The sequence below is a fragment of the Vibrio sp. SSH13-20 genome, assembly GCF_040104475.1.
GTDB lineage: Bacteria > Pseudomonadota > Gammaproteobacteria > Enterobacterales > Vibrionaceae > Vibrio > Vibrio harveyi.
In genome coordinates this window covers 269,204-290,188 of the sequence record NZ_JBECOU010000003.1, presented here as the reverse complement: position 1 = coordinate 290,188, position 20,985 = coordinate 269,204, and the positions used below count along the sequence as shown (strand labels likewise).

17 protein-coding genes and 1 pseudogene are annotated in these 20,985 nt (G+C 45.1%); 13 read left to right on the top strand and 5 right to left on the bottom strand.

The window, feature by feature from the left end:
• Positions 1 to 11: 11 nt before the first annotated feature.
• Complete coding sequence (locus tag ABMY42_RS10065) at positions 12 to 1,805, bottom strand: ATP-binding protein (protein WP_188015327.1); 1,794 nt, start codon at positions 1,803 to 1,805, stop codon at positions 12 to 14.
• 39 nt (positions 1,806 to 1,844) lie between these two features.
• Here ABMY42_RS10065 and ABMY42_RS10060 point away from each other — a divergent pair.
• From ABMY42_RS10060 to ABMY42_RS10025, 8 genes and pseudogenes are all read left to right on the top strand, one after another.
• Positions 1,845 to 2,030, top strand: a pseudogene (locus ABMY42_RS10060) (hypothetical protein).
• A gap of 302 nt (positions 2,031 to 2,332) precedes the next feature.
• Complete coding sequence (tig, locus tag ABMY42_RS10055; protein WP_009698344.1) at positions 2,333 to 3,637, top strand: trigger factor; 1,305 nt, start codon at positions 2,333 to 2,335, stop codon at positions 3,635 to 3,637.
• Positions 3,638 to 3,742: 105 nt separating this feature from the next.
• The gene (gene clpP, locus ABMY42_RS10050) at positions 3,743 to 4,369 is read left to right on the top strand and encodes an ATP-dependent Clp endopeptidase proteolytic subunit ClpP (protein ID WP_005430931.1); all 627 of its coding nucleotides are present in this window, start codon (positions 3,743 to 3,745) and stop codon (positions 4,367 to 4,369) included.
• 71 nt (positions 4,370 to 4,440) lie between these two features.
• Positions 4,441 to 5,721: an ATP-dependent protease ATP-binding subunit ClpX gene (gene clpX / locus ABMY42_RS10045; RefSeq protein ID WP_005430932.1), complete on the top strand. Its 1,281-nt coding sequence runs from the start codon at positions 4,441 to 4,443 to the stop codon at positions 5,719 to 5,721.
• A gap of 131 nt (positions 5,722 to 5,852) precedes the next feature.
• Entirely contained in the window at positions 5,853 to 8,204 is a 2,352-nt protein-coding gene (gene lon / locus ABMY42_RS10040; protein ID WP_005446574.1) for an endopeptidase La, read from the top strand.
• Between the two features lie 191 nt (positions 8,205 to 8,395).
• Positions 8,396 to 8,668, top strand: a complete 273-nt coding sequence (locus ABMY42_RS10035; protein WP_005430934.1) for an HU family DNA-binding protein — start codon at positions 8,396 to 8,398, stop codon at positions 8,666 to 8,668.
• Positions 8,669 to 8,883: 215 nt separating this feature from the next.
• Entirely contained in the window at positions 8,884 to 10,743 is a 1,860-nt protein-coding gene (ppiD, locus tag ABMY42_RS10030) for a peptidylprolyl isomerase (protein WP_349266266.1), read from the top strand.
• Positions 10,744 to 10,888: 145 nt separating this feature from the next.
• Positions 10,889 to 11,188, top strand: coding sequence for a helix-hairpin-helix domain-containing protein (locus tag ABMY42_RS10025; protein ID WP_005446580.1), 300 nt, complete (start codon positions 10,889 to 10,891; stop codon positions 11,186 to 11,188).
• Between the two features lie 152 nt (positions 11,189 to 11,340).
• Here the strand turns inward: ABMY42_RS10025 and rrtA are convergent, their stop codons facing one another.
• Positions 11,341 to 11,892 (bottom strand): rhombosortase, encoded by a 552-nt coding sequence (rrtA, locus tag ABMY42_RS10020; RefSeq protein WP_005446582.1) that lies wholly within the window; start codon positions 11,890 to 11,892, stop codon positions 11,341 to 11,343.
• A gap of 3 nt (positions 11,893 to 11,895) precedes the next feature.
• On the opposite strand from rrtA, the gene ABMY42_RS10015 reads away from it, so the two are divergent.
• Positions 11,896 to 12,522 (top strand): DTW domain-containing protein, encoded by a 627-nt coding sequence (locus ABMY42_RS10015; protein ID WP_239213432.1) that lies wholly within the window; start codon positions 11,896 to 11,898, stop codon positions 12,520 to 12,522.
• 306 nt (positions 12,523 to 12,828) lie between these two features.
• Here the strand turns inward: ABMY42_RS10015 and ABMY42_RS10010 are convergent, their stop codons facing one another.
• From ABMY42_RS10010 to ABMY42_RS10000, 3 genes are all read right to left on the bottom strand, one after another.
• Positions 12,829 to 14,163 (bottom strand): anti-phage deoxyguanosine triphosphatase, encoded by a 1,335-nt coding sequence (locus ABMY42_RS10010; protein ID WP_050548759.1) that lies wholly within the window; start codon positions 14,161 to 14,163, stop codon positions 12,829 to 12,831.
• A gap of 3 nt (positions 14,164 to 14,166) precedes the next feature.
• Positions 14,167 to 14,751 (bottom strand): 5'-deoxynucleotidase, encoded by a 585-nt coding sequence (gene yfbR, locus ABMY42_RS10005; RefSeq protein WP_005425568.1) that lies wholly within the window; start codon positions 14,749 to 14,751, stop codon positions 14,167 to 14,169.
• Positions 14,752 to 14,834: 83 nt separating this feature from the next.
• On the bottom strand, positions 14,835 to 16,049 hold the full coding sequence (locus ABMY42_RS10000; RefSeq protein WP_005446588.1) for a pyridoxal phosphate-dependent aminotransferase: 1,215 nt from the start codon (positions 16,047 to 16,049) through the stop codon (positions 14,835 to 14,837).
• Between the two features lie 217 nt (positions 16,050 to 16,266).
• Between ABMY42_RS10000 and ABMY42_RS09995 the strand changes: the two genes are divergently transcribed.
• The 4 genes from ABMY42_RS09995 to menB are packed head-to-tail and all read left to right on the top strand — an operon-like array spanning position 16,267 to position 20,963.
• Entirely contained in the window at positions 16,267 to 17,574 is a 1,308-nt protein-coding gene (locus ABMY42_RS09995) for an isochorismate synthase (RefSeq protein ID WP_017188355.1), read from the top strand.
• Positions 17,571 to 19,289 (top strand): 2-succinyl-5-enolpyruvyl-6-hydroxy-3-cyclohexene-1-carboxylic-acid synthase, encoded by a 1,719-nt coding sequence (gene menD, locus ABMY42_RS09990; RefSeq protein ID WP_009698339.1) that lies wholly within the window; start codon positions 17,571 to 17,573, stop codon positions 19,287 to 19,289. Before ABMY42_RS09995 ends, menD begins: the two co-directional genes overlap by 4 nt.
• Entirely contained in the window at positions 19,276 to 20,070 is a 795-nt protein-coding gene (gene menH / locus ABMY42_RS09985) for a 2-succinyl-6-hydroxy-2,4-cyclohexadiene-1-carboxylate synthase (RefSeq protein ID WP_256893364.1), read from the top strand. Before menD ends, menH begins: the two co-directional genes overlap by 14 nt.
• Before the next feature lie 26 nt (positions 20,071 to 20,096).
• Positions 20,097 to 20,963 carry a 1,4-dihydroxy-2-naphthoyl-CoA synthase gene (menB, locus tag ABMY42_RS09980; protein WP_005446595.1) on the top strand — a complete coding sequence of 289 codons (867 nt, stop codon included), beginning with the start codon at positions 20,097 to 20,099 and terminating at the stop codon, positions 20,961 to 20,963.
• The last annotated feature ends 22 nt before the right edge of the window (positions 20,964 to 20,985 follow it).

Here is a 20,985-nt window from a genome sequence, read left to right as displayed (position 1 = left end):
CAATCCTTTTGTTATGTGGTGTGTGATGAAATAAGAGGTAAGCAAATGGAGAATCGAGCTCCGCCTTGCTCTCGATTCTGGGCGCTTAATATGCCATTCATACCAGCTAAAATTTGTTGCGATATCGAGAGCCCTAAACCTAAGCCATTTTGCTTGGTGGTTAAAAAGGGTTCACATAGCTGTGAAAAGGTGAACTCACCGAGTCCCGTGCCATTATCATCGACATAAATCCATACGAGTTCGGCTTGTATATCTTTTTCGATAGACAAATGGACTTGCTTGTTTTCTTGCCCTTTGGTCGCTTCTATTGCGTTGGTCAATAAGTTCACCAGCACTTGTTCGAGTTGAATTGTGTTGATCTGTACTTCTACGTCTTGTTCTATGAGTTTGGTATTTAATGTTACTCGGGCTGATTTGAATGCCGGCTTCATCAGTTCTTTTGCGGAGGCAATAACGGGCAGAAGGTGAGTTTGCGCCAGCTCGTTCCCACTGGTCTTCTTAGCAAAAGAGCGCAGCTGCTGACTGATGTTCGCCATTCTGTCGGTCAGGGCGGATATACGCGTTAAGTTTTCTTCCGTCCGTTCATATTTCTCTTTGTGCAAGAAAAGCTTACCGTTTTCAGCGAAACTGCGAATGGCGGCGAGGGGATTATTGAGTTCATGACTGATGCTTGCCGACATTTGTCCCAGCACAGCAAGTTTTGCGGCTTGCACCAGCTCGTCTTGGGTAACGCGTAAGGTTTGCTCTGTCTCGATACGTTGTGCTATCTCTGCTTGCAATTCAGCGGTGCGAGCCATTACCTGATATTCCAATTTCTGATTTGCTTCTTGCTGAATGCGTTCGATTTGTCGATGGCGCTGCTGGCGATGATAAATGAGCTGCCCAACGAGAAAGAGCACAGTAAAAACAAGCGTGAGAACAAGCAAATAACCCATGGTGAACCAGATGACAGATTGCTTAGGAGAAAGCACTCGGATAGTGAGTTTGAGGTTTTCTAAAGGTAAGGATGAAACCACTAGTGTCCCTTTGTTATAGGGGTAGCCTTGCTTCGCTTCGGTATGCGCTAAGCTCATGTCACCGACGAATCCAAGTGAGTCGATGGTGGTGTTCAAATATTGCCTGCTTGCCCACACCTCTGCTGCAGTTGGCTCTTCGAGAGGCTGCAGGCTTTTGAACAACCAGTCATTGCGACTGCTCATAAATACAATACCGTTCGGGTCACTGGCTACGAAAACGCTGTTGGGTTGTTGCCAGTTGTCCTCTATCTTACTCAGATCCATTTTAACCACGACGACGCCGATCACCCCCCCAGCATAGACAATAGGGTAAGAGTAGTAATAACCACGCTTACCCGATGTTGAACCCAGCGCGTAATATTGGCTGCGTTGCCCTGTAATCGCTTGTTTAAAATAGGGACGAAAGGCGAAGTTGCGTCCGACGAAAGAACGTTCTTTACGCCAGTTGCTTGCAGCGATCGTTGTTCCCCATTTGTCTATTAAATAGGTGTCAGCCGCTTCAATGACGCCATTGACCGATTCTAAGTATCGATTGGTGATTTCAAGTTGTGCGCTGTTTTCTGGGTTAAGTAGCGCTTCGACCAAAGGTTCATCCTTAGAAAGCAGGTGTGGGATGTGAGCATATTTATCTAACTTATTTTGAATATGGCTAGAAAAGCGCTCCAACTGCGATTGATGTTTGTCGAGTAATGACTGGTAGCTATGGCTCCAAACCCAGTGACCACCGATGAACGCGCAGAGGAAATAGAAGGCGAAAAAAATCAGTATAATACGGTTTCTCTGCGACATCCCACGCTCCTTGACACCTTCCTTTTGTCACGTAAGAAAATGTTAATAGTTTGTAGAGATGAATAGGGATTTAGTTTCCAACTCTGTGGAGTAAAACAAGAGCAAGATCTCTTTTTAGGCTTTTCAATAAAAAAAGCTGTCGATTCTCTTGAAAAAGTCGCTATTGTCCCCATTCTAGATATGCTGACAGCGATGAAGCGGTGTTCAAATCGCATTTTTCGCTAATTTTTGGATCAGTATTCGAGAATTTAGCGCAGACAATGTCCACATAGTGGCTATTGGCTCGACAGGGTAGCGACAGATCGCTAGAATGTCGCGTCTAAAAATTCTGTCCTGAGGCTAATAGGAGATACCTTTGGTGATAACACCGAAGATATCACTGATTAGTCCGATGTTGATTTTCAGCATCGATACTCGATTTTAAATTAGGTGTTCGGACAGGACACTACACAAGGATGAAGCGTGAACTCCGGAGAGTCTCGCTCATACGCTCGGACAAACCGAGCCACTTTAGAGGTTTATAAATAATGCAAGTTACTGTTGAAACGCTAGAAGGCCTAGAGCGCCGTCTAAACATTACTGTTCCAGCTGCAAACATCGAAGACGCTGTAACAGCTGAACTACGCAACATCGCTAAAAACCGTCGTTTCGATGGTTTCCGTAAGGGTAAAGTGCCTCTAAAAATGGTTGCTAAGATGTACGGCAAAGCAGTACGTCAAGACGTTCTTGGTGAAGTTATGCAACGCCACTTCATCGAAGCGATCGTAAAAGAGAAAATCAACCCAGCTGGCGCTCCAACTTTCGCTCCAGTTGAAAACAACGAAGGCGCAGACCTAGTTTTCACTGCAACTTTCGAAGTTTACCCAGAAGTTGAGCTTAAAGGTCTAGACAGCATCACTGTTGAAAAACCAACAACAGAAGTTAAAGATGCAGACGTAGAAGAGATGATCGAAACTCTACGTAAGCAACAAGCTACTTGGGCAGAAGTTGAAGAAGCTGCAGAAGCTGGTAAGCGTGTAAGCATCGATTTCGTTGGCTCTATCGACGGTGAAGAGTTCGAAGGCGGTAAAGCTGAGAACTTCCCACTAGAAATGGGCGCAGGTCGCATGATCCCAGGTTTCGAAGACGGTATCGAAGGTAAAACTAAAGGTATGGAATTCGAAATCGACGTAAACTTCCCAGAAGATTACCACGCTGAAAACCTAAAAGGTAAAGCAGCTAAGTTCGCAATCAAAGTGAACAAAGTTGAAGCTCGTGAACTACCAGAACTAAACGACGAGTTCGTTTCTAAGTTCGGTGTTGCTGAAGGTGGCGTTGAAGCACTTAAAGCTGAAGTTCGTAAGAACATGGAGCGCGAACTTAAGCAAGCTGTTAAGAACCGCATCAAAGAGCAAGCTATCGACGGTCTAGTTGAGCAAAACGAAATCGACGTACCAGCTGCACTTATTGACCAAGAAATCCAAGTTCTACGTCAACAAGCTGCACAACGCTTCGGTGGTAACCCAGAAGCAGCTGCACAGCTTCCACGTGAACTATTCGAAGAGCAAGCTAAACGTCGCGTAGTTGTAGGTCTTCTACTAGGCGAAGTAATCAAGTCTGAAGAACTAAAAGCTGACGACGAGAAAGTGAAAGCGCTAATCGAAGAAATGGCAACTGCTTACGAAGATCCATCAGAAGTTATTGCTTACTACGAGCAAAACGAGCAAATGATGAACAACATGCGTAACGTTGCTCTAGAAGAGCAAGCTATCGACGCGATCATCGCTAAAGCACAGGTTACTGAGAAAGAAGTAAGCTTCAACGAGCTACTTAACCAACAACCTGCTGCTTAATAAGCAATATCTTGCGTAGAAGGTTGACTTAACGTCGACTATTCTGCTAACAATGGTCCGTATGATACACATCATCCGGGCCATTTATTTTAGGGACATAAGAATATGAGCTACCAAGAAAAAAACGCAATGTCGCCAATTATTGACGCGCTAGTGCCAATGGTGGTTGAACAAACTTCCCGCGGCGAACGCTCTTACGACATTTACTCACGCTTGCTTAAAGAGCGCGTGATCTTTTTAACTGGTCAAGTGGAAGACCACATGGCAAACCTTGTCGTGGCTCAGCTACTTTTCCTAGAATCTGAAAATCCAGATAAAGATATTTTCCTATACATCAACTCGCCAGGCGGCAGCGTGACTGCAGGTATGTCTATCTACGACACAATGCAGTTCATCAAACCAAATGTAAGCACAGTATGTATGGGTCAAGCTTGCTCTATGGGTGCGTTCCTGCTTGCAGGTGGTGCGCCAGGTAAGCGTTACGTTCTGCCTAATTCACGTGTGATGATCCACCAACCACTAGGTGGCTTCCAAGGTCAAGCTTCTGATATCCAAATTCATGCTCAGGAAATCCTGACTATCAAGCAGAAGCTAAACAACCTATTAGCAGAACATACTGGCCAGCCTCTTGAAGTGATTGAGCGCGATACTGATCGTGACAACTTCATGTCGGCAGATCAGGCAGTAGAATACGGTATTGTGGATGCAGTGTTGAGCCATCGCGGCGAGTAATTTAGCCAGCGCATTTTGGCTAAATTTGATATACACTCATTCATAAAGAGTAAAGGCTAAGAGGTTAGCGAATGACAGATAAAAGCAAAGAAAGCGGCAGCGGCAAATTGCTGTACTGCTCTTTCTGTGGCAAAAGTCAGCACGAAGTTCGCAAGCTAATCGCAGGTCCGTCAGTTTACATTTGCGACGAGTGTGTCGACTTATGTAACGATATCATTCGCGAAGAAATCAAGGATGTTCTCCCTAAGAAAGAATCTGAAGCGTTACCAACGCCAAAACAGATCCGTGAACACCTTGATGACTATGTGATCGGACAAGATTACGCGAAAAAAGTGCTCGCAGTTGCGGTATATAACCACTACAAGCGTTTACGCAATGGTGATACAACGAGCGAAGGTGTGGAACTTGGTAAAAGTAACATCCTTCTAATTGGTCCTACTGGTAGTGGTAAAACACTGCTTGCTGAGACACTAGCTCGATTCCTGGATGTGCCATTTACAATGGCTGACGCTACCACACTAACCGAAGCTGGTTATGTTGGTGAAGACGTTGAAAACATCATCCAGAAGCTTCTGCAAAAATGTGATTACGATGTAGCGAAGGCTGAACGCGGCATTGTATACATTGACGAAATTGACAAGATTTCTCGTAAAGCTGAAAACCCATCAATTACGCGTGACGTATCTGGTGAAGGTGTTCAGCAGGCGCTACTAAAACTTATCGAAGGCACGGTTGCATCGGTTCCACCACAAGGTGGTCGTAAGCATCCACAGCAAGAATTCCTACAAGTGGACACGTCTAAGATCCTGTTCATCTGTGGCGGTGCATTTGCTGGTCTAGATAAAGTGATTGAACAACGTGTAGCAACAGGCACAGGTATTGGTTTTGGCGCAGAAGTGCGCTCGAAGAACGAAACCAAAACCGTTGGTGAACTATTTACTCAGGTAGAACCTGAGGATCTAGTGAAGTACGGTTTGATCCCTGAGTTCATTGGTCGTCTGCCTGTAACAACAACACTGACAGAGCTTGATGAAGAAGCGCTAATTCAGATCCTATGTGAACCGAAGAACGCGTTGACCAAGCAATATGCAGCATTGTTCGAACTAGAAGACGCAGAACTTGAGTTCCGTGAAGACGCGTTGCGTGCTATCGCTAAAAAAGCGATGGAGCGTAAGACGGGTGCTCGTGGTCTACGTTCAATCTTAGAAAGCGTTCTGTTAGAAACCATGTATGAACTGCCATCAGCGACTGACGTAAGTAAAGTCGTGATTGATGAATCAGTAATTAACGGTGAATCAGAACCATTGCTCATCTACAGCAATGCCGATAATCAGGCAGCTGGAGCAGAATAAATTCAGCCATAAATAAAAAAGGAGGTAAGTAATTACCTCCTTTTTTTATTTCTTTTATTGAATCCAAATAATTAGCCCCCATATACTGCCTTAAGTAATACGTTAAACGTGAAAGCGGAAGAGAGAATTATATGAACTTGGAACGTTCCGAGCGTATCGAGATCCCGGTATTACCTCTACGTGACGTAGTGGTATACCCACACATGGTTATTCCATTGTTTGTTGGTCGTGAGAAATCGATTAGCTGTCTAGAAACAGCGATGGAAACAAACAAACAAGTTCTGCTTGTGGCACAAAAGCAAGCTGACACTGACGAGCCGACGGTTGAAGACCTATTCGAAGTAGGTACAGTTGCAACCATTCTTCAACTTCTTAAGCTACCTGATGGCACAGTAAAAGTGCTCGTTGAAGGTCAGCAGCGCGCTAAAATCAACCATTTCAAAGAGAGCGAATTCTTCCTTGCTGAAGCGGAATTTGTGGTAACACCTGAATTGGATGAGCGTGAGCAAGAAGTGATTGTTCGCAGTGCGATTAACCAATTTGAAGGCTTCATCAAACTAAACAAAAAAATCCCGCCAGAAGTACTGACTTCTCTAAGCGGTATTGATGAAGCTGCGCGTCTAGCAGATACCATTGCTGCGCACATGCCTCTTAAGCTGGTGGACAAACAACAAGTACTTGAAATTATTGATGTAACTGAACGTTTAGAATTCCTAATGGGTCAGATGGAATCAGAAATCGATCTTCTTCAAGTAGAAAAGCGCATCCGCGGTCGCGTTAAGAAGCAGATGGAAAAGTCTCAGCGTGAGTACTACCTGAATGAGCAAATGAAAGCGATTCAGAAAGAACTTGGTGAGATGGAAGATGCGCCTGACGAGTTTGAAACGCTGAAGCAAAAGATTGAAGAATCAAAAATGCCTCAGGATGCACGTGAAAAGACAGAACAAGAGCTGCAAAAGCTTAAGATGATGTCTCCAATGTCGGCAGAAGCGACAGTTGTTCGCAGCTACATCGATTGGATGGTAAGCGTGCCTTGGAACAAGCGTTCTAAAGTGAAGAAGAACTTGGCGAAAGCAGAAGAGATTCTAAACGAAGACCATTACGGTCTAGAGCGTGTGAAAGAGCGTATTCTTGAGTACTTAGCGGTGCAGAACCGTATCAACAAGCTGAAAGGTCCAATCCTTTGTCTTGTAGGTCCTCCTGGTGTTGGTAAAACGTCTCTAGGTCGCTCAATTGCAGCGGCAACGGGTCGTAAATACACGCGTATGGCATTGGGTGGTGTACGTGATGAAGCGGAAATCCGTGGTCACCGTCGTACTTACATCGGCTCTCTGCCGGGTAAGCTAATTCAGAAAATGTCGAAAGTTGGTGTGAAAAACCCGCTGTTCCTTCTGGATGAAATCGACAAAATGTCTTCAGATATGCGTGGTGACCCATCATCAGCACTATTAGAAGTTCTAGACCCAGAGCAAAACAATGCATTTAACGATCACTACCTAGAGGTAGATTACGATCTTTCTGACGTTATGTTCGTTGCTACATCGAACTCGATGGACATTCCTGGACCGCTATTGGATCGTATGGAAGTGATTCGTCTTTCTGGCTACACAGAAGACGAGAAACTAAACATTGCAAAACGCCACCTTGTTGATAAGCAAGTTAAGCGTAATGGTCTGAAACCAAACGAGATTACCATCGAAGATTCTGCAATCATCGGTATCATTCGTTACTACACGCGTGAAGCGGGTGTACGTAGCCTAGAGCGTGAAATTTCTAAGATCTGTCGTAAAGCAGTGAAGAACATCCTGCTTGATTCAAGCTTGAAGTCAGTGACAGTTACGATGGATAACCTGAAAGAATACCTAGGTGTTCAACGTCATGACTTTGGTAAGGCAGATGACAGCAACCGTATTGGTCAAGTAACTGGTCTCGCTTGGACTCAAGTGGGCGGCGATCTACTGACGATCGAAACGGAAGCGATGCCAGGTAAAGGTAAGTTGACGCAGACAGGTTCTCTTGGCGACGTAATGAAAGAGTCTATCCAAGCGGCGATGACGGTTGTACGTTCACGTGCTGAGAAGTTGGGTATTAACTCAGACTTCTACGAGAAACGTGATATTCACGTACACGTACCAGAGGGTGCGACACCAAAAGACGGTCCAAGTGCGGGTATCGCAATGTGTACTGCGCTAGTTTCTAGCTTGACAGGTAACCCTGTGAAAGCAGAAGTGGGTATGACGGGTGAAATCACTCTACGTGGTGAAGTTCTACCTATCGGCGGTCTAAAAGAGAAGTTACTTGCGGCACACCGTGGCGGCATCAAAACGGTACTGATTCCGAAAGACAATGAGCGTGATTTGGAAGAGATTCCAGAAAATGTTATCGCGGATCTGAAGGTTATCCCGGTACAGTGGATCGACGAAGTTCTTAAAGTTGCACTTGAGCGAGACCCGACGGGCGTTGAGTTTCAGTCTCAAAAATAGTGATGTGTAGCAAAAATAAGTAAAACTTTACGCTGATAGGCTTAAAAAGGCTTGTCAGCGTTTTTTTTGGACGCTAAGTTAAGTTCGATAGCTTCCAGCCCTTGAAGGATAAGGGTTGAAGCATATTTTTTTAATTATGGAACGAAAGTCATCACAAAAATAATCACAGATGACACAAAGGGGAAATCACAGTGAATAAAACTCAACTAGTAGAACAAATCGCAGAAAACGCAGACATCTCTAAAGCATCAGCTGGTCGCGCTCTAGACGCATTCATCGAAGCAGTTAGTGGTACGCTTCAGTCTGGTGACCAAGTTGCTCTTGTTGGCTTCGGTACATTCAGCGTACGTACTCGTGCAGCACGCACAGGTCGTAACCCAAAAACTGGTGAAGAAATCCAAATCGCAGAAGCTAAAGTACCTTCTTTCAAAGCTGGTAAAGCTCTAAAAGACGCTTGTAACTAATTTTTTGTGTCGAAGACACAAGAGCTGGTTCAGCTAACGGCCATTGCATAACTTTTGTCCAAACAGTCAGATTTGAACAAAAATTTACAAACTAAGAGCCGAACTTTCTTAAATTATGCGCATCCTACTGATGCGCATTTCTTTTTCTGATATTATCGCGACATTACATTTTCTATTAGAAGCAGTCGGCTTCAATTGTGGAGAGCAGTTAAATTATGATGGATCGACTACGCGAAGGCGTGAATAGCATCGCGGTCAAAATTATCCTTGGACTTATCATCCTTTCTTTCGTTTTTGCTGGTGTAGGTAGCTACATTGTTGGCGGTAACAACAACGCGGCAGCGAAAGTAGGGAACACCGAGATTGCTCGTGGTGAGTTTGAGATGGCATACCAAAATGAGCGTAACCGCATGCAAGCTCAATTGGGTGATTACTTCTCTCAAATGCTGGCTGACCCTGCATACGTTGAATCGTTCCGCAAATCTGTTCTAGACCGCATGATCAACGATGTGCTACTTGACCAACAAGCTGAAGCTCTAGGTCTACGCATTAGCGATGCACAAGTTCGCAGCATGATTCTAGACATGCCTCAGTTCCAATCTAACGGTAAATTCGACCAAGAGATCTACCAAGCGTCTCTACGTCGCGCAGGCTTCTCTCCAGACTCATTCGCAGAGTACATGCGCCGTGAATTGGTTCGTGAGCAACTGCTGAACGCACTGCAAACAAGTGAATTCACGCTACCTGGCGAAGTTCAGGCAGAAGGCAAGCTGTTCACTCAAACTCGTGACGTTCGCACAATCACTATCGATTTGGCTGAGTTTGCTAAGAAAGTAGATCTTACTGATGAAGAAATTCAAGAGTACTACAAAGCAAACCCAGATAACTTCACTCGTCCTGAGCAAGTTAAAGTTGCTTACATCGAGCTTTCTGCTGAAGAGCTTAAGAAGCAAATCCAAGTTTCTGACGCAGAAGTTAAGAAATACTACGACGAGCACCTAGATAAGTACTCAACAGAAGAGCAACGTCGCGTAGCACACATCCTAGTTGAAGGTGATGATGAAGCGAAAGCGCAAGCAATTCTTGACGAGCTAAACGCAGGTGCTGATTTTGCTACACTAGCAAAAGAAAAATCGGAAGACTTTGGTAGCGCTGAAAATGGCGGTGACCTAGGCTGGATCGAACGTGATGTAATGGACCCATCTTTTGAAGAAGCGGCATTTGCACTTAAGAACCCAGGTGATATGACTGGTCTAGTGAAGTCAGATTTCGGTTACCACATCATTAAGCTTGAAGAGCTAAAAGGTGCAGTGGCGAAACCATTCTCTGAAGTTGCAGCTGAAATTAAACAAGAAATGGTAGACCAGAAAGCGGTAGATCAGTTCTATGAACTACAAAACGAACTTGAAAAAGTAGCGTTTGAATACCCAGATTCGCTAGATGACGCTTCTAAAGCGGTTGGTCAAAAAGTGAAGACGACAGACTTCATTTCTCAAGTTGATGCGCCAGAAGTTCTTAAGAACCAAGCTGTGATGCAGGCAATTATGAGCCCAGAAGTGAAAGAAGATGGTCTGAACTCTGAAGCAATCGAAGTGGCGCCTGAGCACATCATTGTTGTTCGTGTCGAAGATGCTCGTGACGAAACAGTTCTTCCACTAGCTGAAGTGAAAGATCAAGTGGTTGCAGAACTGTCTCGTGTTAAAGGCGAGCAAGGTGCGATCGAACTCGGTACGAAAGTTGTTGCTGCTCTGAAAGAAGGCAACACGACTATTCTTGCTGAAAATGGTTTGGCGTTTGGTGAGCAAGAGTCTGTTGATCGTCGCTCTCCACTAGCAGCAACAGTATTTGCAATGGCGAAACCTGTTGATGGCAAGCCAGTATTTGGTCAATCTAAAGATCTAGAAGGCAACATTGTTGTTGTTGAGCTTGATGCTGTTCATGCTGAGCTAGACAGCGCATTGGAAGAGCAAGTTGCGATGCAAATGCAACGTGCTTCTGCTCAACAAGATCTTACTTCGGTAATCTCTGTACTACGCGCAAACACTGACATTGAGTACTTTGTTGTGAGCAACTAAGCATTACTGATGTAATTTGCATGTTAACTAAAACGGGTCGCATTCGCGGCCCGTTTTATTTTTGTTTGAATAAACTTCAACATAAACAGCGCTTTGCATAGAGTAGTTTTCGTTTTAATACAAAAACTCAAGGGAGGGTGCTCAAATGAAATGGATGTTAACACTGTGCTTATTACTCTTAGCACCGATGAGCTGGGCAGAAGAGAGTAAGTCGGCTAACACAAAAGCAGCTAAGTACGAAGGTATCGAGATTACGGTAAACGTAAATACAGCTTCAGCGCAAGAGATTGCCACCATGCTAAAGGGTATTGGTGAAAAGAAAGCGAAAGATATCGTCGAATATCGTAATGAACACGGTCCTTTTAAAACCGTTGCGGATCTGACCAAAGTGAAGGGCATTGGCGATGCCACGGTGAAAAAGAATGAAGAGCGTATTTTGTTGTAATCAACGTTCTTGCCATTAAAAAGCGAAGTTTCTGTTTCCTATTACTGCTTTCCCGAACCAATCTTCTTTAATGGTTCGGGATTTTTTTGTTTGGTTAGCTTAAATGCGAAAATGGAGTGTGAAGAGTTCTTTTTAGCGTTTTGCCAAGGGAGCTAACCAAAGAGACGACGGTGTAGCAATTTTTCTAACCCAGCCATACCTAGACCACCAATTGCGCCAAATAAATGCGCATCAACAGCAACACGAGCCCCAATCATTGCAGCTGTACTAGTCGAAGGACCGTAGAACTGTTCCCAGGCGATTTTCGCAATTAGACCACCAACGAGCAGCATGCTGCTTCTTCTGCCATCAAAAACTTCACTCAGAGCCCAGAAACCGAACAATCCGTGCAGTACCCCTGATAAACCAACGTAAACCGACATATTAGTGAACAAGTTCATTGCACCAACAAAGGCGCACAAGACAATGAACACAATGAGAAAGTTACGCACGGTAGGGCGGAAAATAAAACCAATAATCCATAGACCAGCTAAGTTCATACCAAGATGAGCAAAGTTGGTATGCGTCAAATTTCCTGTTACGATTCGCCACCATTCGCCATGGCGTATATTGTATGCATGCCATTCAGTTAGACTTGCCATTGGCTCGAATTGAAGTATTAAACAGATGACGCTGATGATGCTCAGCAATGTATAAAGGTTCACTCTATGTCTCGTTATTGTTCTCAGTGTGGAAAATCGCGCAAAGCTTGTATCTGCCAATGGATTGTATCGCTAGCAAACGAGGTTGAACTTATCATCCTTCAGCATACGAGTGAAGAGCATCGTCCTCTCGGTACGGCACGGATTCTCAATTTAAGCTTAAATCATTGTACTTGCTTGATTGGTGAAGATTTTTCTGACGATTCAGTTTTAAATGCCTTGCTTGAGGATGCAACGTACCAGCACTTTATTCTGTATCCTTCAGATCAGTCGTTGTGTCTTTCTCAGTTGGCAGATGAACGATCTGATACTACTAAGAAAACTCGTTTGATTTTACTTGATGGGACATGGAAGAAAGCTTACAAGATGTGGCAGCTTTCGACCAATTTACAGTCTATCCCCACGGTGAAGTTGCCGGAAAATCTACAAGGTCACTACACCATTCGTAAAGCACCGTCTGAAAACAGCTTATCGACGGTAGAAGCTGGGTATCATGCGTTAAGCTTGTTAGAGCCAAACCAAGATTTCACACCTTTATTGGCGGCGTTTGAGAAGATGATTGAGTTCCAAATCGCCCAGATGCCTCCGGGCGTATTTGAAAAGAACTATACCCAAGTAACCTCGAGATGCTAGGTTCAGCGAGAATGACTTGGGTTGTAGGCGCGGCGACGATTTAAAGATCTAGCCACTCTAAATCAAGAATCGGCAACAAAGTATACAAGCCAAGACAGCTCGCCCTTCGGGAGCGTGTCATTGCCCCGATTTCTGCGTCAAACAACTTGGAAAGAGCTGGCTATTACGCTGTGTTGTTTTCCTTGACCTCGAATCAATGACAACGCTCTGAATCCTGCATCTTGAAGTCACTTGGGTATATTTGAAAGCTCGTTAAGCTGAAAGGGGATTAAGGTTCATAGTGGCCTTTAAAGCCGTCCTTTTTGGTTAGAGCACGATTGAAGAAAACAACTGACGGTGTAGCTTTTGTGCATGCCCGTCAGTCATCGCTGAGATGTAATCTGCTATCACACGCATTTTTGCGCTCTCGGTGGTGGCAGTTTGCCACAAGGTTTGGGTGTGTGTTGGAAGTAAGCGTTCAGGATCGGCACTTAATGCCTCAAACAAATCCATGATGATCTGTTGACCCTTATACTCAACAATCTGCACCTGATGTACTTGAATCACATACTTACTAACAAAGTGTTTGAGGACTTCAAGCGCTTTTGCCATCTGTGGTTCTAAGCAGGCGTTCCAAGCCAGTAGCGCATTGTTAAATGGTTCATCGACGACTTTAATTGAGATACTGGTAAGCAGCGCATTGACCATACCGCCGATCGCATCTTTGCGTTCATGATGTTTGCCACTAAACAACATCTGCCCGATTGATCCAATGTGTTCTTCAAACCACGGGTCACCACAATCTGCCAGTTGGCTTGCTGCTCCTTCTTGCCATTGTTGGCGAGTGACCATGCCCAGCACAATTGCATCTTCCAAATCATGTACGCCATAAGCAATGTCATCGGCGAGTTCCATGATGGAACAATCGAGTGACTTGAAGCGAGTTTTACAGTGTTCAAACTCTGATTCCGGACGACAGCGCATTTGGCTTAACAAGGTTTTGTCGTTGTCGGTTAATGGTGCAATGACCCAATCGAACAAATCCTTATCGCAGTCGTAGATCCCCTTTGCTGGGCACCAGTCTTTGGCTTTTAGCTTGCGTTGGTGTTCGACTGGGTCAGGTAAGCAGACTGCACGAGTTTGGCTAAGTAGCGCAGGGTATTTGATCAAACCAAGTAGCGCGCGTCGCGATAAGTTCATACCAAAGTGCTCAGTATATGGCTCTAGTTTGGTGACGATACGAAATGTTTGAGCATTCCCCTCAAAGCCGCCATGCTCACGCATCATGTAGTTGAGGGCTACTTCACCACCATGTCCATAGGGAGGATGACCAATGTCGTGTGCTAAACAGAGAGAATCGATCAAGCTGTCAGACGGCAGAAGATCTCGAAACTCTGGTTGCTTTTTCTTGAGCTGCGCTACGATACCCGTTCCCAATTGCGCGGCTTCGAGAGAGTGGGTTAAGCGAGTTCGGTGGAAGTCTTCTAAGCTGTTGCCGTGGACCTGAGTCTTCGCCTGTAAGCGGCGGAAAGCCGCAGAGTGCAAGATGCGCGCACGGTCACGCTGATATGGGCTGCGATGATCGTCACGGCGGATTTTATGTTCATCGTCATGGCGTTCTTGCCATGAAGTATCTAATTCAAACGACACGTTTCTCTCCATCAACTAACTGATTTCATCCAGCGATAATTCAAAACTTGGGGCAAAGGTATGAAGGAAGTATTCCATTTCCGGTGTTTTACGTTCTTGCAAAGTGATGTCGAGACGCTTCTTGGCGAGAGCAAACTCGTGATTACCTGCACTAAGTTCTTCGAGACATTTTAAATATGCACAGATGGAATCAGCTTGTTTCACGATCAATGCATCTTCTTCATGCGCAGAGTGCGACAACAGGTAGGGAGCAAAATCGTCTTGAAACTCCTCAGGCAACATGGACAGTAACTTTTGTTCCGCAGCTGCTTCGATCTTCTTATATTCTTTAGAGATTTCTGGGTTGTAGTATTTTACAGGAGTTGGCAAGTCACCAGTTAACACCTCACTGGAGTCGTGGTACATGGCTAGAATTGCTATCCGTTCAGGATTGAGGTTGCCGCCAAACTTCTTGTTTTTGATTAAGGCGAGGGCATGAGCGACAAACGCGACTTGCAAGCTGTGTTCAGAAACGTTTTCCGGTGATACCGAGCGCATCAAGGGCCAGCGTTGGATGAGCTTCATTCGTGCCAAGTGGGCGAAAAAATGGCTTTCTTTCATTGCTGTCTCCAATTTTGATTCTGATACAAAAAAAGGAGCTCACTAGGAGCTCCTCTAAGCATATGAGAGTTCAGTAGTAATTACTACTGGCTATACGTTGTTAAGAACCGTTCAAAGCGACTAATCGCGGTTTCGAGATCTTCTACGTGGGGTAAAGTCACGATACGGAAGTGATCGGGTTTTGGCCAGTTGAAGCCAGAGCCTTGTACCAACAATACCTTCTCTTGTTTTAAGAAATCCAAGACCATTTGTTGGTCATTTTTGATGTTGTACATCTTGGTGTCGATTTTCGGGAACAAGTACATCGCGCCTTTTGGCTTCACACACGAAACCCCAGGGATCTGATTGATCAGTTCGTAAGCGCGGTTTCGTTGTTCAAGAAGACGACCACCTGGCAGGATTAACTCATTAATACTTTGGTAGCCGCCTAACGCGGTTTGGATTGCATGTTGCATTGGTACGTTGGCACACAAACGCATTGAAGACAGCAGTTCGAGACCGTTGATGTAGCCTTGAGCCAAATGTTTAGGACCCGTTAGGAACATCCAACCACCGCGGAAACCACAAACACGGTATGCTTTTGACAGACCGTTGAAGGTCATTACCAATACATCGTCAGTAAGTGTTGCGACAGAAGTGTGTGTTGCACCGTCGTAAAGTACTTTGTCGTAGATTTCGTCGGCGAAGATCATCAACTTATGTTGACGCGCAATCTCAATCACTTCTAAAAGGAAATCACGGCTGTAAACCGCACCCGTTGGGTTGTTCGGGTTGATGAGAACAATACCGCGTGTTTTTGGCGTGATTTTCTTTTTGATGTCTTCTAGATCTGGATACCAGTCCGCACCTTCATCACATAAGTAATGAACAGGCTTACCGCCTGATAGCGCAACAGATGCCGTCCACAATGGGTAATCCGGTGCTGGGATCAGCATTTCATCGCCATTATTCAATAGCGCTTGCATTGCCATTACGATGAGTTCGGAAACACCGTTGCCTACGTATACATCTTCCACATCCAGAGAACGGATGCCTTTACGTTGGTAGTGCTGCACGACGGCTTTACGTGCTGAGTAAATACCCTTGGAATCACAATAGCCTTGAGAAGTTGGTAGATTACGGATTACATCTACTAGAATCTCATCAGGGGCGTCAAAACCAAATGGGGCGGGGTTACCAATGTTTAGCTTTAGGATTTTATGCCCTTCTTCCTCCATGCGTTTAGCATGTTTGAGTACAGGACCCCTAATGTCGTAGCAGACATTGTCGAGTTTTGACGACATCCCGATATTTTGCATTGTTTAATTCCTAAAAAATCGTTAATTTCTTTATTAAAATACAATAATTTGTTTTTTATTAGAATATAAATCTGTAAATTATCCGTTTAGTGGCTAAGTTTTGTCCTGTCGCCATCACAGGATTTTGCAAAAGATCGCATACGACCTTGATTTGCTTTGGGTCTAAACTTAGAGTAGCCGTCAGTTACCACTAATCCTCACATATTTCGAGGTTGATTTGTCACAGTTCCATCAAGCCGTAAATAGAATTATCGAGCGAGTTCAGCAAACGGAAGGCAATCAAACACGTTTAGTCGAGCCACTCAACGAGAAACCAAATTTCGCGTTTATTGACTGGCTTGAAGCACAACCACTTTTTCCCAAGTTTTACTGGCAGTCCCGTGATACTCGTGAAGAGGTTGTTGCCCTAGGTCAGCTCCATTCTTTTGTTGAGCCGGGACCTGCATATACGATCCTTGGAGAAGGTCAACGTGTATGGGGTGGCCGTTCATTCGATGGTCAGCACGAGAAAAATCGTCGCTGCATGCCATCTTTCTTTTTTCTTCCTCAAATCGAGTTGATTCGCTTCGATCAACAATGGTCGCTCGCAGTCAATATCTCAGAAGATAAAACCCGTACATTAGCAGGCTTAAAAAAGCTGGTTTGTGATGTGCCTAGCCTTGCGCCTATTTCTTCTCATATTCGATCTATTGACCACGCGCCAACTGAGCCTGAGTGGAACACGCTAGTAGAAAAAGTGCTGACAGGTATTGAAAACGATGATTTCAAGAAAGTGGTTTTGGCTCGCAAAACAGTGGTTCAACTAGATTCGACACTTTCTGCTGCGCAGTTACTTAAAGCAAGCTACTTAAATAATCACCACAGCTTTCATTTTCTATTGAGTCTAGACAGTAAACATAGTTTTATGGGGTCAACGCCTGAGCGTCTTTATTCACGCGTTGGTCATGAGCTTCATACTGAAGCTTTAGCCGGCACTATTGGTCGTGGCGATAATGCAAAGCAAGATATGGAGCTAGCAAACTGGCTATCTCAAGATTCTAAAAATCTGAATGAAAACCAATATGTAGTGGATGACATTATCGATCGTTTGTCGCCGCATTCAGAAAGCGTTGAGGTCGAAAACGAGCCTCGCTTAGTACGTTTAAGAAAAGTTCAGCACTTGAAGCGTAATATTCACGCTGAACTGAAAGCTGGAATCAATGGGGTTCAGCTTCTTTCCGCTTTACAACCAACCGCTGCAGTAGCGGGTTTACCACGCAAGGAATCGATGCAGTTTATTCTGGATAACGAACCGTTTGCTCGTGGTTGGTATGCAGGTTCGATGGGTTATATTAGCCATGAACGTGCAGAATTTTGCGTTGCGATCAGAAGTGCTTTGATCTTAGGGGATCAAGTTCAACTGTTTGCTGGCGCGGGTATTGTTCCAGGCTCCATTGCAGAACATGAATGGGCCGAGTTAGATAAAAAAATGTCGACGTTACTTTCTCTTATTTCAGATCACCCACCGCTTGGGGTTGCATCATGAGTGCCGATCAAGCTGTTTTGAATCGCATCTGGTCTGAAACCATCCTGACAGAATTGAACCGCTTCGGTGTGAATCACGTTTGTATTGCGCCTGGTTCTCGCTCTACACCTTTAACAGTAGAAGCGGCAGATAACCCCAATTTTACTATTCATACTCATTTTGATGAGCGTGGATTAGGCTTCATGGCGCTCGGACTTGCTAAAGCAAGCAAAGAGCCGGTCGCATTGATTGTGACTTCTGGCACTGCCGTAGCGAACTTATTGCCTGCGATTGCTGAAGCAAAGTTGACTGGTGAAAAGCTGGTGGTACTGACTGCTGACCGCCCTGTTGAATTAGTAGGTTGCGGTGCAAACCAAGCCATCAACCAATTGGGTATTTTCGCTGAGCATGTATCGGACAGTTTAAACCTTCCGAGTCCGACATTATCAACGCCTCTTAATTGGTTGCTGACTTCTGTTGATGAAGTGATGTTTACGCAACGCCTAAGAGGCAGTGCGGTACACATTAACTGTGCCTTTCCCGAGCCTTTGTACTCGAACACTGAAAAGAGTACGTACCAAAGCTACTTGGACACGGTTGCAGGTTGGAGAGACAGCAAAGTCACGTATTGTCAGCGATTTAACCCTAAAACCAGCAGTGCGATCCCAAGTTGCGGCGATAACAAAGGCGTGGTAGTCATCGGAAGCTTGCCATTAGTTCAAGCGCAAGCGGCTCGTGTATTTGCGGAGCAGATGGGGTGGCCGATACTTGCCGACCCACAAAGTGGAGTGAGTTCTGATTGGGCGCACTTTGATTTATGGCTACAAAATCCAAGGTTGGCAAGCCAGCTTGATGACTGCGATTTGATTGTTCAGTTCGGCAGTCGAATCATTTCTAAGCGTTTTAATCATTGGTTAGAGAGACATGTTTCTCGCAATCAGCATGGTGGGGATATTCAATATTGGTATGTCTCTCCACGATTGGATCGTGACAATCAAAGCCACTTGCCTCAATGGCATTGGGCAGAGCAGCCAAGCGCGTGGGTAGAGCGTACTACAGAGTTTGAATCGGAGTATTCCGGCTGGGCAGATGACCTTGCTGCTGACATCAAACAGGTGACTCAGCATGCGAAAGGTTTGTTTGTCTCCGATCCTAAGAGTGAATTGAGTGAAATTGCTTTGGCAATAGATGTTGCGGAGCGGTCTCAAGGGGTGGACTTGTTTGTTGGTAATAGCTTGTTTGTTCGCCTAATCGATATGTTTGGCAAACTGGACAATACCGAAGTCTTCACTAACCGTGGCGCTTCGGGTATTGATGGATTGTTTGCTACGGCAAGTGGTGTGCAACGAGCTCGTCAAAATCCAATGTTGATGTTCCTTGGCGATACTTCTGCTCTATATGGATTGAACTCACTAGCGCTGTTTACACACAGTGAATTACCTTCGGTTTTAGTGATCACGAATAACGATGGTGGTGCGATTTTTGATTTACTGCCAGTGCCACAAGAGCATAGGGAGTCTTTCTACCAAATGCCCCATGGCTATGAGTTTGAGCATGCCGCTAAGCAGTTTGGATTAGAATACAGTAAACCAAGCACGCTGGCAGAGTACCAAACGTTAGTAGCACAACATTTGGCGACAGGTCGTGGAGCATTGGTGGTCGAAGTGCAAACGCCGTCAAATCAAGCGGTAGAGCATCTTAAATCCTTCAATAAGAATCTACATGCTCTATTCTGAACACTTTCCTGCAACGGAAAAACACCAAGGTAGCGCATTACCTACGTTGGTGTTTTTGCATGGTTTGCTTGGCAGTGGTGAGGATTGGCAAACGTGTATGGCAGCTTTGCCACAGTATGACCGAGTAACGATTGACTTACCCGGGCATGGGCATAGCCAATCTATTTTTTGCCGTGACCTGAATGATTGCTGCAAACTGCTCCATTCCACACTATCTTTACTATTTCCCTCACAACAACCGTTTATTCTGATTGGTTATTCAATGGGTGGGCGCATTGCTATGCATGGTCTTGCGCACCAGTGTTTTCTGGATCTCAATATTTGCGGTGCGATTATCGAAGGGGGAAACTTCGGGCTGCAAAGCGAGTCAGAAAAACAAGCACGGTTTAGCAACGATGCGCATTGGGCGAGACGCTTCAAAACAGAGCCTCTTGCCTGTGTTTTGAACGATTGGTACCAACAGTTGGTCTTTTCTTCACTAAACCATGAGCAAAGACAAACATTGATTGAGAAACGAAGTGCTAATCTTGGTTCAGCAGTTGCGGACATGTTGCTTGCGACGTCTTTAGCAAAGCAATCTTACTTGCTGCCTGCGCTGCAACAACAAACCATTCCGCTGTATTACATTTGCGGTTCAAAAGACAAAAAATTTAGTCAACTGGCTGAGAGTAGCGGGTTGGCGTATCGACAAGTTGAGGGGGCTGGACACAATGTCCATCAAGAGCAACCACAACAATTTGCGATGCACATTAATCAAATATTTCATTCTCACTTTGGGTGAGAGCAACGAGAACAATGGGAATCACCATGGCTAAAACAGTAGGCATTTCTGAAGAAGAACTTTACGCTCCGGTTCAATGGAAAGATTGCGGCGAGAAATACGAGGACATTCATTACCACAAGTCTGAAGACGGTATCGCGAAAATTACTATTGCACGCCCACAAGTGCGTAATGCGTTCCGCCCTCAAACGGTGAAAGAGATGATTGATGCGTTGGCAGATGCACGCTACGACTCCGGTGTCGGCGTGATCATTCTAACGGGTCTAGGCGAAGACGCTTTCTGTTCTGGCGGTGACCAGAAGATCCGCGGTGATTACGGCGGCTATAAAGACGACCAAGGCACTCACCATCTAAACGTATTGGATTTCCAACGCGACATCCGTACTTGTCCAAAACCAGTGATCGCATCGGTTGCAGGTTGGGCTGTCGGTGGTGGTCATGTTCTTCATATGATGTGTGATCTAACGATTGCTGCTGACAATGCACAATTTGGTCAAACGGGTCCTAAAGTCGGTTCATTCGATGGTGGCTGGGGTGCATCTTACATGGCTCGCATTGTTGGCCAGAAGAAAGCTCGCGAAATCTGGTTCCTATGTCGCTTCTACAATGCACAAGAAGCAGTAGATATGGGACTAGTGAACACAGTTGTGCCACTAGAAGACCTAGAAAAAGAAACCGTTCGCTGGTGTCGTGAAGTTCTACAACATAGCCCTATGGCGCTACGTTGTTTGAAAGCGGCACTCAATGCAGACTGTGATGGTCAAGCGGGTCTGCAAGAGCTTGCTGGTAACGCGACAATGATGTTCTACATGACGGATGAAGGCCAAGAAGGTCGTAACGCATTCAACGAGAAACGTCGCCCAGACTTCGACAAATTCCCTCGTAACCCATAATCCGTATAAGAAGAGGAGCCAT